Origin of the sequence: Clostridium sp. AM25-23AC (assembly GCF_003435125.1) — a bacterium.
GTDB lineage: Bacteria > Bacillota > Clostridia > Lachnospirales > Lachnospiraceae > Pilosibacter > Pilosibacter fragilis.
Genome location: NZ_QWGI01000009.1, coordinates 1 through 14,159, shown reverse-complemented (window position 1 = coordinate 14,159; position 14,159 = coordinate 1). Strand labels below are relative to the sequence as shown.

Below are 14,159 nucleotides of genomic sequence, written 5' to 3'. Positions count from 1 at the left end.
CACATATAAGGCAGAAATGCATCGATTTTTGAAATGGATTTTTGCTAGTATCTGTGAGAAAACCGAACAGATACGGAATACAGGGAGAAAATATTTATGATTTATACTTTTAAAAAGAAACTGGCAAAGGTGCTCTGCGGCGTGCTCGTGTTTACCCAGCTGGGAACGATGCAGGCTTTCGCGAGACCCGACTGGCCATCCGACACGGGAATCGAGGCGGAGGCGGGAGCTGTCATGGACGTGGACACCGGAACGATGCTTTTCGGACAGAACAGCCATGTGGAATACTATCCGGCGAGTATCACAAAGATCCTCACAGCCCTCGTGGTCCTGGAACATGCGGACCTCACTGACACGGTCACTTACTCGGACAAGGCCATGAACTCCGTGGAGGTGGACAGCGGAAATAAGCTGAGTCTCGTGGCGGGAGACACTATGACCGTTGAGGACTGCCTCTACGCGCTGCTTCTTGCATCCGTCAACCAGGCGGCAAACGCCCTGGCGGAACACGTGGCAGGCAGTATTCCGGACTTTGTTGACATGATGAACGCGAAGATCTCGGAGCTTGGATGCACGGAGAGCCATTTCGCGAACCCATCGGGCCTCAACAACGATGACCAAGTGGTTACAGCGTTTGATATGACGAAGATCGCGGCTGCGGCCTACAGTAACCCGAAGCTTCTGGAGATCAGTTCCGCGAAGTCATGGAAGGTGGGACCGACGACGAACAACCCGGACGGGGCCAGTGTGCGGAATGAGCACCGTCTCGTGATCACGGAGGACACTTCCAGCGAGTATTACTGCCCGGAGGCGGTGGCAGGAAAGACCGGATATCTCTTAAAAGCAGGAAACACGCTTGTTACATACGGTGAGAAGGACGGAAGACGTGTTGTATCCGTCATCTTAAAGGGAAGTCCGAGACAGTATTTCATTGATGGAAAATCGTTGCTGCAGTTTGGCCTGAACCGGTTCCAGAATGTGGATATCGCGGAGAATGAGACGAGATATGTCACAGGAGAGGACCAGGTGGATGTAAACGGGACAAGCTATGCGCCGTCCGACCTGGCGATCCAGACAGGAAAGAAGATCACACTTCCGAAGGACGCCACATTCGCGGACGCGGAATTAAGTCTCGGCGCAGTTCCGGACGGAGCGCCGGAGGGAACGGTCGGAGTGCTCAACTACATTTACAATGAGAGAAAGATCGGCTCCGCGTACCTGATGACGAAGGCGGGGGCGGAAGCACTTGCGGCTGCTGAGGCAGCAGGAGGGGCCGAGACCACTGCAGCGGAAGAAACGTCCGAGGAGAGCACAGACGCCGCGGATCCGTCAGCAGATGACGAGAGCACTGAGGCTGAGACGGAGACCATGGGCGAGGCAGATGTGACCACGGCGGCAGGTTACGCGGACAACGCATCGAATCAGGCGGGCAGCAATGATGTGAAGACCGGATTCCCTGCGAAGATCCTCCTGATCGTGATCGGAATCCTCGCGGCAGCAGCCCTGATCGGCGGTGGTATCTGGTTCATGATCCAGAACAACAGGAAAGAGGCGGAAGCAGAAGCACTTCGCCGCGAAAAGAGAAGACAGCGTCTCGTTGCCGAAGGCGGTGACGCGGAGGCCGAGTTCAACAGACTGCTTGAAGAGAAGCGGAAGAGGGACGAGGAGAGACGGAAGAGATAGAAGAGAGAAAGCGGCTGGATCAATTGTGATCAGGCCGCTTTTCTGATATACTGGAAATGAAGTTGGTTTTACGCGGCAGCCACATATCCGTACATCATCATGTAATGGCAGAAGCTTCCGCCCATGACGAAGAGATGGAAGATCTCGTGGGAGCCGAAATTTTTATGCTTCGAGTTGAAGATCGGCAGTTTCAGCGCGTAGATCACACCGCCGATGGTATAGATGATGCCGCCGGCGAGAAGCCATGTGAAAGCGGCAGGTGTGAGAGCGGCAACGATCTGGCGGATCGCCATGATGCATACCCAGCCCATCGCGATGTAGATCACGGAGGAGAACCACTTCGGGCAGTTGATCCAGAGGGCATTGATGATGATGCCTACGATGGCGATGCCCCAGACAAGGGACAGCATCCGGTAGCCGGACTTATTTCCGAGGACGATCAGGCACACCGGTGTGTAGGTTCCGGCGATCAGGATGAAGATCATCATGTGGTCGATTTTCCGAAGGATCTTATTGACATGCTCAGAAATGTCGAAGGTGTGGTAGACCGTGCTTGCGGCGTAGAGCAGGATCATGCTGACGATGAAGACGCTCAGGGCCTTTAGGTGCATGGTTCCGGGGACGGATGCGGCCTTGATTAAAAGCGGCGTCGCGGCAACCATTGCGGTCAGCATGGCGATAAAGTGAGTCAGCGCGCTTCCGGGATCTTTTATTTTCAGTTCCATAATCATTCCTCCAATCATGCGGGATAGCCTGTGTTGAACAGGGAAAATATTGGAAATCAGAATGTGCGTGACTGTATGAAATGAATTAGTCCGATATGGATCTGCGATAATAGGTTGTGGCGGACAAATTTCAGATCATTGCAGCAAATGAACGCAGGGTCTGGTTTCAAAGTTAAAGTGGATATTTAAAATGCGACACGTAGTTTTAGAAACTACTTATCGCGTTTGAATATACTATACCACTTACGATAAAAATATGCAAGGGGAAATATTTTGATGTTAAAAGTATTATATGAGGACGACGAGATCCTGGTGGTCATAAAGCCTGCGGGCGTGGAATCCCAGGCTGCGAAGCGGTTCGCACCGGATATGGTCAGCGAGGTGAAAAAACACCTGGTTATCAACAAATCATGCACACCGGGGAAGGAACCTTATGTGGGAGTTATCCACAGACTGGACAAGCCTGTGTCCGGCGTGATGGTGTACGCGAAAACGAAACGGGCGGCAGCGGCTTTAAGTGAGCAGGTTCAGAGCCATAAGATGAAAAAAATCTACACAGCAGTTGTCCACGGAAGACCTGTGAATATGGTGGATAACTATGTGGATTATATGGTGAAAACACCGGACGGGAATTATTCACAGGTTGTGGATAAGGGGATAACCGGTGCGAAGAAGGCGGAGCTGTCCTATGAAGTCTTAAAGACGATCGACGGGAAAATAGCCGGAATGCCGGAAACGGAACTGAGTCTGGTGAGAATTTCGCTGAAGACCGGACGCCATCACCAGATCCGTGTGCAGATGGCGCATCATGGGACGCCGCTGTATGGGGATATGAAATATGGAGTGCCTGTGGGGACTGCCAAACTTGATAAGAAAGAGAATGCAGACCAGGGAACCATGAAGGCAGCAGGAAATAGAAATATGCCGGGTATCAGAACAGCAGGAAATATGGGAAGTGGAAGAGAGTCGATCGCACTCTGCGCTTCATCGCTGACTTTTTTTCATCCGGTGACGAAGAAAGAAATGACGTTTGAGATAGAACCGGTCGGAGGGGCATTTCAGTTGTTTCAAGTTTGATCCTGGTTGGGCTGTTTTCGGCTGCAGGTTGTGACATTGGCAACTGTGGAGGTGAAGATCTTTGGATTCAAAGGTCGAGGCTTGTAAATGATCATGTCCTGCTAAGAACCATGGAAAAAAACAGATTATGGAATCGTCCCGATGCGCGCATATCGCGGGAATTTCCGCCCATACTATGAGCAGTACAAAGGAAGTACAAATCAGAAAACGGGTGATTCCATGGTAAGTCCTGAGAAAAAACTGAAGAAATTTCTACTGATTCTGGGAATCACGGGTGCGGTATACGGAGCGTTCCGCTATCTTTTACCCCTCGTGGTTCCCTTTTTATGTGCGTATGGGACGGCTCTGTTTCTGCGTCCGTCGGTCAGGTTCCTCTCGAACCGCATTGCGGTGCCGTTTCGTGGGGAGATGCACCATCTGCCGGTGTCGCTTGTCGGCGGGATCGAACTTCTGGTGATGTCATGCCTTGTTTTTGGACTCCTCTACGCGGGCGGCAGCATGGCGGTGAGCCAGACGGGGCTTTTTATCCGGAGATTTCCGGACTGGCTTTCCGCCCTTGATCTGCGGCTTACGGATACCTGCCGCCTTCTGGAGCAGAAGATGGGGCTCAAGGCGGACGCGCTGGTGGAGCTTGCGGGGAGAGCAGTGGAAGAGGTCCGGCAGATGTTTAAGAACTCCACGATGCCAGTGCTCATGGACCGCTCCGTGTCTGCGCTCCGCGTGGCAGTCGCCGGGATCGTCCTTTTCTTTATCTATTTTGTCGCAGTACTCCTGACACTGCAGGAGATGGATGACATCAGGGAAAAGCGGAGCAGGTCCGCATTCCGGCGGGAATTTCTCGTAGTGGGAGAGCGGATCGCATCCGTGGTGAGCGCGTGGCTGAAGACCCAGGCGTTTATTCTGTTCCTAACAAGTGCCGTGTGTATCTTCGGACTGGCAGTGATCGGAAATCCCTATTCGTTTTTGTTTGGCTGCGGGATCGGGATCCTGGACGCACTGCCGGTATTGGGGGCCGGGACTGTGCTGATTCCGTGGGGAGTCGCGCTGCTGTTTCAGAAGGCGTGGAAAAAGGCTGCGGTGATCTTCGGCATCTATGTGGTCTGCTACTTTCTGCGTCAGATCTCAGAGGCGAGACTGATGGGGAAGCAGGTGGGGCTTTCGCCGCTGGGATCGCTGGTATCCATGTATGTGGGACTTAAGTTGTTTGGATTGTCGGGGCTGATCCTGGGACCGGTGGGAGTGCTGCTGATCGGGGATCTGGTGCGGATGTATGAGGAACAGGGGAGCTGAAAAGACAGATTGTCTTGTGAAAAACACTATGATACAATGGGAACAGCAATCAGTTTACCCGTAAAAGAGGAGAACATCTATGACAGAAGATAACTTTACAGTAAGAAAAGCATCCCCAGCCGATCTCCCACGGATCCACGGGATCTACGCCGCTGCCCGCCAGTTCATGCGTGACCATGGGAACTTCAGCCAGTGGGACGGCGAGGACGCCCCGGAGCATCTGCTCCCGGGGGACATCGAGGCAGGAAATTTATATGTTCTGGAAGAAAACGGCGTGATCCATGCCGCCTTCGCCTTCATCATCGGCGCTGACCCATGCTACGCTGTGATCGAGAAGGGCGCCTGGAAGGCAGACACCCCGTACGCTGCCGTCCACCGCGTCGCAAGCGACGGTACGGTCCACAACATCCTGGGCCGGATCATGGACTTCGCCAAGTCGAAGATATCCCACATCCGGATCGACACCCACGAAAACAACAAGGTCATGCAGAGAGCGCTTGAAAAACAGGGATTTGAGAGATGCGGAATTATCTATGTCCCGGACGGAACGCCGCGGATCGCGTTTGAGTGGGGCAGGTAATCATGATGCAGAGGAAAGACACCGAATAGACCATTTGGTTTTGGAGGTGTCTTTTTTGTACAAACAATTGTTAACTATACAAGCACAATGGGTTGACAATGCGAAAATTCTATGTTATGCTCCTACAAGTCCATCTTTGCAATACCACCCGGGTTCTGAAGACGGCAGCCGCTGTTTCAGAAGGTATGGAAAGAACGGAAGAGTGATGCGCATATACAGGAAAAGGGAAATGCTTCAGATTTCTTGAGCAACCAGAAAATTCAGGAGGAAATAATTTTGAAACATATGAAAACGAAAGACCTTGTGCTGTGCGCAATGTTTGTGGCATTGATCGCGGTAGGGGCATTTATCAAAGTTCCTGTTCCGGTGGTTCCGTTTACACTTCAGTTTTTATTTACGATGCTGGCGGGGCTGCTGCTGGGTCCTGTGAACGGGGCGCTGGCGGTCGTGGTCTATATTGTTCTGGGACTTGTGGGACTTCCGATCTTCACCCAGGGCGGCGGACCGGGCTATATCTTTCAGCCGAGCTTTGGTTACATCATCGGATTCGCTGTGGCAGCCTACGTGACAGGACGGATCGCGAATGAGAAGAGCCATCCTGGTTACAGACGCCTGCTGGCGGCAAATTTCATCGGACTCTTTATCGTGTACGCATTTGGAATGGTTTACTATTATGCGATCAGCAATTTCGTCATAAATACGCCGATCGGTCTCTGGCCATTATTTTTATACTGCTTTTTACTGGCGGTTCCGGGAGATATAGCGCTGTGCATTCTGGCGGCAGTCATCGGGAAACGGATGATCCCGATGATTAAAGAGGGGAGACTGGGATAGGAAATGAGCAGAAATATTTTTATCACAGGAACGGGAACGGATGTCGGAAAAACGTATGTGACAGGATTGATCGTGAAAAAACTGAGAGAGAGCGGTGCGGACGCGGCTTACTATAAGGCTGCCATGAGCGGCAACGAGAGACGGCCGGATGGCAGCCTGATCCCGGGGGACGCGCTCCAGGTAAAAAACATGTCCGGAATCCGCCAGTCCCTTGAGGAAATGTGTCCATATGTCTACGAGACAGCTGTCTCCCCGCACCTGGCATCACGGATCGAGGGAAATCCGGTCCAGATGGAGACTGTGTTGGCGGGATTTCAGAAGGTCTGTGAGGAGTACGAGTACGTGACGATGGAGGGAAGCGGTGGAATCCTCTGTCCGCTCTGCTTTGATGAGACGGATATCCGCCTGCCGGAGGTAGTCAAAGCCTGCGGTCTTGGGTGTCTGATGATCGCGGACGCGGGACTCGGCACGATCAACGGTGTGGCGCTGACCGCGTACTACCTCAAAGAGCAGGGAATCCCGTTGAAGGGGATCATTTTCAATCACTATAAGCAGGGAGATGTGCTCCATGAGGACAACCGGAAAATGTGCGAGTATTATACAGGAGTTCCTGTGGTTGCCTGTGTGGCGGACGGTGACACGGAGCTTTCCATGGACGCGGAGGATTTGAAAGCGCTGTATGAGACTGCGGAAAAATGACCGTGAATATGCCGAGATTATATAGGAAGCGATAAGTGCTGACGTACTCCCGGGAATCCCACCCGCAGCAGCGGGGCAGGAAAGGGACCGGGGAGTCCATGTTAAGATGAAGGAGAAGAAAACGATGATCTGGTATCCATATGAACAGTTAAAAACAATGAAGGCGCCCTACGAGATCGTGGACGCGAACGGGGTATATCTCTATACGAAAGATCAGAAGATGATCGATTCGGTTTCATCCTGGTGGAGCGTGATCCACGGATATAAGCACCCGGTGATCAACCAGGCGATCATCTCCCAGGTGGAGAAGTTTTCCCATGTCATGCTGGGCGGGCTGACCCACGAACCGGCGAGAAAGCTGTCAGAGAAACTGGCGTCCTGGCTGCCGGGGGATCTGGATTACTGCTTCTTTTCCGATTCCGGCAGTGTGGCGGTGGAAGTGGCGTTAAAAATGGCGCTGCAGTATTATATGAACCGGGGAGATGAGAAGCGGACCATGATCCTGGCCCTGGAGCATGCCTACCACGGCGACACCTTTAAGACGATGGAAGCGGGAGACGATGAGGATTACCATTTCGTGCTGAAAGCTTACGGGGCAAGCCCGTATGTGGTCCACATTCCGACGGAGATCACGGCCCTGGAAGAGGCCTTTGAAAAGTATCATGACAGACTGAACTGTGTGCTGGTGGAACCGCTTTTACAGGGGGCGGGCGGCATGCGGATGTATGACGTTTCCTTCTTAAAGAAGGCGAGAGAGCTTTGTGACCAGTACGGTGTTCTTCTGGTCTTCGATGAGGTGGCGACTGGATTTGGCCGGACCGGCAATCGTTTCGTGGCGGATCTGGTCCTCCCGGATATTCTGGTTCTCGGAAAGGCACTGACAGGCGGATATATCGGTCATGCTGCCACCGTGGCAAACCGGAAAGTATTTGAGGGCTTCTACGATGATGTTCCGGAACATGCCCTGATGCATGGACCGACATTCATGGGAAATGCGCTGGCGTGCAGCGCGGCCCTGGCATCGATCGAACTGTTCGAGACCCAGAACTACATGGAAAAGATCAAAAGGATCGAAGCTGTGACCCGCCGTGAGATGAAGGGCTTCACAGACCCCAGGATCCGTGAAGTCCGGATCATGGGCGGCTGCGTCTGCGTCGAAGTCTACGATCCGGCCGTATTAAAAGGATATCAGGAGTATGCCTACAAGAGAGGTGTGTTCAGCCGTCCGTTCTTAAACTACCTCTACGCAATGGTGCCGTATGTGATCCAGGAGGACGAGCTGGTGCAGGTGCTTCAGTGTATGAAGGATTGGTTTGCGAGATAGGAATGCGGACAGCAAATACAGTACAGAACAAACATTCGGTTTGTTCTGTACTTTTTTTAGCTTGAATGCTATACTGGACAGGTAATATACTAAGAATGAAACGATTCCGTACATTCATAGCCTGGGGCGGAGAGATATTCCAGATCGGCTTCGCCGTCGGGATTTTTGCACTGCTTCTAATAATATCATGGATAGGTCAGGAGAAATCATATGGATCATTTTGAATTAGTATCAGAATACCAGCCCACCGGAGATCAGCCGCAGGCGATCGAGCAGCTGGTGAAGGGATTTAAAGAGGGGAATCAGTTTGAGACGCTGCTTGGCGTGACCGGATCCGGTAAGACGTTTACGATGGCGAATGTGATCCAGCAGCTCAATAAGCCGACGCTGGTGATCGCTCACAATAAGACGCTGGCGGCGCAGCTTTATTCGGAGATGAAAGAGTTTTTCCCGAACAATGCGGTGGAGTACTTTGTCTCCTATTATGATTACTATCAGCCGGAGGCGTATGTGCCGTCTACGGATACCTATATTGAGAAGGATTCCGCGATCAACGATGAGATCGATAAGCTGCGCCACTCTGCGACGGCGGCACTGTCGGAGCGGAATGATGTGATTATCGTGGCCTCCGTGTCCTGTATTTACGGCTTAGGAAGCCCGATCGATTATAAGAACATGGTGATCTCCCTGCGCCCGGGAATGGAGAAGGACAGGGATGAGGTGATCCATAAGCTGATCGATATCCAGTATACGAGAAATGAGATGGATTTCAAGCGCGGAAGCTTCCGGGTAAGAGGTGATGTGCTGGAAGTATTTCCGGCTTATTCTGGAAGCGAGGCGTACCGGATCGAGTTCTTCGGGGACGAGGTGGACAGGATCATGGAGATCGAGGCGCTGACCGGAGAGGTGAAAGCGCAGCTGGAACATGTGGCGATCTTCCCGGCGTCCCACTATGTTGTACCGAAAGAAAAGATGATGCGGGCAACGGAAAATATCCTTGCGGAAATGAAAGAACAGGTAACCTTTTTTAAGAGTGAGGACAAGCTTCTGGAGGCACAGAGAATCGCGGAACGGACAAATTTTGATGTGGAGATGATGAGAGAGACAGGCTTCTGTTCGGGAATCGAGAACTATTCCCGTCATCTTGTGGGATCTGCACCGGGACAGCCGCCGTGTACGCTGCTCGACTATTTCCCTGATGATTTCCTGATTATCGTGGACGAGTCCCATATCACGCTTCCGCAGGTCCGCGGCATGTATTTCGGTGACCGGTCGAGAAAGAAGACACTGGTGGATTATGGATTCCGCCTGCCGTCTGCCCTGGATAACCGCCCATTGAATTTTGAGGAGTTTGAGACCCATATCAATCAGATGATGTTCGTGTCCGCAACCCCGTCCACTTACGAGGCGGACCATGAACTTCTCCGCGCGGAGCAGATCATCCGTCCGACAGGACTTCTTGATCCGGAGATCTCCGTGCGACCAGTGGAGGGACAGATCGATGATCTTGTGGGCGAGATCAATAAAGAAGTAGAAAAACACAACAAGGTCCTGATCACAACGCTTACAAAGCGTATGGCGGAAGACCTTACGGATTATATCAGGGAAGCCGGGATCCGCGTAAAATATCTGCACTCGGATATCGACACATTGGAGCGCGCCGAGATCATCCGCGATATGCGTCTGGATGTCTTTGATGTTCTTGTGGGAATCAACCTCCTCAGAGAGGGACTCGATATCCCGGAGATCACACTTGTGGCGATCCTGGATGCGGATAAGGAAGGATTCCTCCGTTCGGAGACATCCTTGATCCAGACGATCGGACGTGCCGCGCGAAACGCCGAAGGCCATGTGATCATGTATGCGGATTCCATTACCGATTCCATGCGGGCCGCCATCGACGAGACGAACCGCCGACGTGAGATCCAGCAGAAGTACAATGAGGAGCACGGAATCACTCCGCAGACCATAAAGAAAGCGGTCCGTGATCTGATCGCAATCTCCAGGGCTGCCAGTGCCGGCGAAGAAGAGTTCAGGAAAGATCCGGAATCCATGGACGCAAGGGAACTGGAGAAGCTTGCAAAGGAACTCACAAAGAAGATGCGCCAGGCGGCAGCAGAACTGAATTTCGAAGAGGCCGCAAAGCTGCGTGACCGGATGAAGGAAGTGAAGCAGATGCTGCTGGAGCTGGAGAAAAATTAAGATAATTGGTAACTTCTGCCCGTACCAGGCGGACGAATGTGCCAGGATACACTTATTGACAATTATTCTCAACAAGAATACAATATTTCCAGATGACAGAGTCGGTTCTGTCAATTATGATAGTGAAGGATGGACACAGGATGAAACTATATGAAGGAAATATTGGCGCGACGTATCTGGTCAAGTCAGTCCATGTGGATGAGGCAATTAACCGGCGTTTAGAGGCGCTGGGGGTAAATGAGAATACGCCTCTTCTTGTGATGAATAAGAAAAACAGCGGAACCATGATCATCAAAGTCCGTGGAACCCGCCTTGCACTGGGAAGAAGAATTACCGGTGGAATTGAGGTAAAAGAGGAGGCGGCATCATGAGCACGGGGGAGAGACCAATTACTGTCTGCTTTGTAGGAAATCCGAACTGTGGAAAGACTACGCTGTTCAATGCATTTACGGGAGCAAAATTAAAGGTCGCAAACTGGCCCGGCGTTACAGTCGAGCGGATGGAAGGAGAGACGAGCTATAAAGGGCGGAAGATCCGTGTGATCGATACGCCGGGAATCTACAGCCTTACTTCATATACGATGGAGGAACTCGTCACAAGAAGGTGCATTGAGGAAGATGGCGTGGACGTAATTGTCAACGTTGTAGATGCATCATCTCTGGAGAGGAACCTTTATCTGACGATGCAGCTTTTAGAATTAAAGAAACCAGTCATTCTGGCTCTCAATATGATGGATATCATCGAAGAGCGTGGAATGGAGATTGACCTTCACAGACTTCCTGAGATGCTTGGCGGGATCCCTGTGGTTCCAGTCTCCGCGAGAAAGCGCACAGGACTTGACGTGCTGATGCACGCTGTGGTACATCATTATGAGGAAGGTCCCCAGGGCGTGATCGTCCGCTATGACAGGGAGATCGAGGACCGGATCCAGCGGGTAGAAGACCTTCTGCGGGAGAAGTATCCGGATCTCACAAATCTGCGCTGGCATGCGATCAAGATGCTCGAATATGACAAGGAAGTCCTGAAGGACCATCCGGTCGAACTGAAACAGATCGTGCCGAGAAGCTTCGAAAAAGAGATTATCAATGAAAAATACGATTACGTGGAATCGGTAATCAAGGAATGTCTGTTTAATAAAGAAGAAAAATCACATATGACAGATCAGGTGGATAAGATCCTGACTCATCCGATCCTGGGAATTCCAGCGTTCTTTGGAATTATGGCATTAGTCTTTTTCCTGACATTCACAGTCGGGGATTTTCTGAAAGGATACTTTGAACAGGGACTGGAACTGCTGTCGCTCGGTGTTTTGTCCGGGCTTCATTCAGCGGGAGCTTCCGACTGGGTGATCTCCCTGGTCGTTGATGGTGCGTTGGCGGGAGTTGGTGGAATCCTGACATTTCTTCCAAACATCTTTATCCTTTTCCTTGCGCTTGCGTTCCTGGAGGACAGCGGATACATGGCAAGAGTCGCCTATGTCATGAATGAGACAATGGGGATGGTCGGACTTTCCGGCCGTGCGTTTCTGCCGATGCTGCTGGGATTTGGATGCACAGTTCCCGCGGTCATGGCGACCAGGGCGCTGGAGAATCAGAGAGACCGCTTGAAGACGATCCTTATCACGCCGTTTATGTCCTGCTCAGCGAGACTTACGATCTATGTTTTGCTGGCGGATATGTTCTTCCCGAAATCGGCAATGTTAGTGGCATATTCCCTTTATCTGGTGGGAGTTGCCATGGCGATCCTCATCGCGCTTATCGTACATAGAATGACAGACAATAATACAGAGAATGCTCTCCTGATCGAACTTCCGGAATATAAGATTCCGAATCTCAGAACTGTGGCGATCTATGTCTGGGAAAAAATTAAAGATTACCTGACAAAGGCGGGGACAACGATCTTCCTGGCATCGATCATCCTGTGGTTTGTCATGAATGTGGGACCGGCGGGATTTATTTCTGATGTGGCGGACAGCTTTGCGGCAAAATTCGGACAGATCCTTGTGCCGGTACTAAAGCCGGTTGGTCTTGGAAGCTGGCAGATCGCGGTAGCATTGATCTCCGGAATCTCCGCAAAGGAGGTCGTTGTCTCGAGTATGTCTGTTCTTTATGGGATCGGCAATATCAATTCGGCAGCTGGAATGGCGGAACTCTTAGGAATCCTTGGGGGAACAGGATTCACAGCAGTGAACGCTTATGCGCTCATGGTATTCTGCCTTCTCTATACACCGTGTATTGCGACGATCGCAACGATCAAGAGGGAAACACAGTCCTGGAGATGGACACTGGGGATGGTCATGTTCCAGCTTGTGCTTGCCTGGTCGGCGGCATTTCTTGTATTCCAGATCGGAAGCCGCCTGTTCTGATCAAAAAAATCTTGAAACTATAACTGCTGCCATGCCTGGCAGAAGATTTACAATAGTGGATCTTGCAGCAAATGGGTTATATAGCGGTTATAAAAATAAAAGGGGTTAAAAAAGGGGTAATAAATGAACGAAAAAACACTGCTGGAAGCTGTGGTGCTGGCGGGTGAGCTCATGCTTGTCAGCGGAGCGGAGATCTACAGGGTGGAAGACACCATGAATCATATGCTGAAACGATCGGAGTACGAACAGACGGAAACGATCGTATATGGAACGGGAATCTTTGTCACGCTGAGCGATCCAAATAAGGAACCGCTGACCCGCGTCAAGCGTGTTGCGGCCAGATGCACCAGCATCAACCGGATCTGCCTGGTAAACGATGTATCGCGCCATTTCTGTGAGGGAAAGATCACGGTGGAGGAGGCGCTAAGACAACTGCAGGAGATCCAGGCACCAACGACGGTCCAGTATGACTGGCTGACTCAGGGACTGGGATATGTTGGTGTTTCGGCGTTCTTTGCGCCTATGTTCGGCGGCTCCCTAGGAGACTTTCTGGCGGCAGCGGTAGTTGGTGTCTGTCTTGCAGTAGCCGTATGGATTGGAAAAACCTTGAAATTCAACGATTTCTGCTTTAACGCGTTTGGAGCGTTTGTGCTTGCGTTTTCAGCCATGACGATCTGCCACTCTTATCCGGGACTGAATTCAGATACGATCATCGTCAGCGCTGTCATGCCGCTTGTCCCGGGAGTAACGTTTACAACGGCGATCCGTGATACCTTAAACGGGGACTACGCAGCCGGATCCGCCAGAATTCTGGAAGCGATCGTTGTGGGACTTGCAGTTGCGTTTGGAGTTGGTGCGGGACTTCTTGTAGCCCGCAGCATGGAAGGAGGACTCTTATGATCATACAGGTATTCAGCGCGTTCTGGGCGGTCGCGATGTTCTCCATTCTGACGGAGACTCCGAAAAAGTTCCTTCCGTACGCGGCTTTTTCCGGCGGATTTGCCTGGTGGGCATATTTAATAATCAATAATCTGACTCATTCAACACTCCAGGCCGCATTCTTTTCGATCCTCGCGGTAGCGTTTCTGAGTCATATTCTTGCCAGGATCATGAAAGCACCGGTGACGGTATTCCTCATCGCAGGAATCCTTCCGTCTGTGCCTGGAGCAGGAATCTACCGTACAGTATATTACCTGATCCAGGGAGACCAGACACTTTCAACCCGTTACTTGATCTCGACGCTTCACACGGCAGGCGCGATCGCCCTGGCGATCTTTATCACAGATTCTGTTGTCAACCTTGTGCATCTTTATCATGAAGGAAGTCATGCGAGACGAAATTGAAAAACACGCACCGCATTCTCGTTACTTCAGTGATGAG

Annotated in this window: 13 protein-coding genes; 12 read left to right on the top strand and 1 reads right to left on the bottom strand. The window is 51.5% G+C overall.

The annotated features are described in order from the left end of the window. The first annotated feature begins 96 nt into the window (after positions 1-96). A complete protein-coding gene (locus DW677_RS07120) occupies positions 97-1,683 on the top strand; it encodes a serine hydrolase (protein ID WP_117566753.1) in 1,587 nt (528 codons plus the stop codon). 68 nt (positions 1,684-1,751) lie between these two features. Here DW677_RS07120 and DW677_RS07115 read toward each other — a convergent pair whose 3' ends face one another. After that, positions 1,752-2,408, bottom strand: a complete 657-nt coding sequence (locus tag DW677_RS07115; protein ID WP_117470767.1) for a hemolysin III family protein — start codon at positions 2,406-2,408, stop codon at positions 1,752-1,754. A gap of 276 nt (positions 2,409-2,684) precedes the next feature. Here DW677_RS07115 and DW677_RS07110 point away from each other — a divergent pair, with 276 nt between their 5' ends. From DW677_RS07110 to DW677_RS07060, 11 genes are all read left to right on the top strand, one after another. Then, complete coding sequence (locus DW677_RS07110) at positions 2,685-3,485, top strand: RluA family pseudouridine synthase (protein WP_021904872.1); 801 nt, start codon at positions 2,685-2,687, stop codon at positions 3,483-3,485. 141 nt (positions 3,486-3,626) lie between these two features. Next, the gene (locus DW677_RS07105; RefSeq protein ID WP_117566752.1) at positions 3,627-4,775 is read left to right on the top strand and encodes an AI-2E family transporter; all 1,149 of its coding nucleotides are present in this window, start codon (positions 3,627-3,629) and stop codon (positions 4,773-4,775) included. 79 nt (positions 4,776-4,854) lie between these two features. Next, positions 4,855-5,355, top strand: a complete 501-nt coding sequence (locus DW677_RS07100; protein ID WP_117566751.1) for an N-acetyltransferase — start codon at positions 4,855-4,857, stop codon at positions 5,353-5,355. Between the two features lie 285 nt (positions 5,356-5,640). After that, positions 5,641-6,189 carry a biotin transporter BioY gene (locus DW677_RS07095; protein WP_117484658.1) on the top strand — a complete coding sequence of 183 codons (549 nt, stop codon included), beginning with the start codon at positions 5,641-5,643 and terminating at the stop codon, positions 6,187-6,189. A 3-nt stretch (positions 6,190-6,192) separates the two neighbouring features. Beyond that, the gene (bioD, locus tag DW677_RS07090) at positions 6,193-6,888 is read left to right on the top strand and encodes a dethiobiotin synthase (protein ID WP_015553611.1); all 696 of its coding nucleotides are present in this window, start codon (positions 6,193-6,195) and stop codon (positions 6,886-6,888) included. Between the two features lie 124 nt (positions 6,889-7,012). Next, entirely contained in the window at positions 7,013-8,212 is a 1,200-nt protein-coding gene (gene bioA / locus DW677_RS07085; protein ID WP_117470805.1) for an adenosylmethionine--8-amino-7-oxononanoate transaminase, read from the top strand. Between the two features lie 210 nt (positions 8,213-8,422). Then, a complete protein-coding gene (uvrB, locus tag DW677_RS07080; protein WP_117472078.1) occupies positions 8,423-10,414 on the top strand; it encodes an excinuclease ABC subunit UvrB in 1,992 nt (663 codons plus the stop codon). 140 nt (positions 10,415-10,554) lie between these two features. Beyond that, positions 10,555-10,785 carry a FeoA family protein gene (locus DW677_RS07075; protein WP_117470777.1) on the top strand — a complete coding sequence of 77 codons (231 nt, stop codon included), beginning with the start codon at positions 10,555-10,557 and terminating at the stop codon, positions 10,783-10,785. Continuing rightward, the gene (gene feoB / locus DW677_RS07070; RefSeq protein WP_117566750.1) at positions 10,782-12,779 is read left to right on the top strand and encodes a ferrous iron transport protein B; all 1,998 of its coding nucleotides are present in this window, start codon (positions 10,782-10,784) and stop codon (positions 12,777-12,779) included. Before DW677_RS07075 ends, feoB begins: the two co-directional genes overlap by 4 nt. Positions 12,780-12,902: 123 nt before the next feature. Next, complete coding sequence (locus DW677_RS07065; RefSeq protein ID WP_117470779.1) at positions 12,903-13,679, top strand: threonine/serine exporter family protein; 777 nt, start codon at positions 12,903-12,905, stop codon at positions 13,677-13,679. Then, positions 13,676-14,122 carry a threonine/serine exporter family protein gene (locus tag DW677_RS07060; RefSeq protein ID WP_117470780.1) on the top strand — a complete coding sequence of 149 codons (447 nt, stop codon included), beginning with the start codon at positions 13,676-13,678 and terminating at the stop codon, positions 14,120-14,122. The genes DW677_RS07065 and DW677_RS07060 overlap by 4 nt, the downstream gene beginning before the upstream one ends. Positions 14,123-14,159 lie beyond the last annotated feature (37 nt).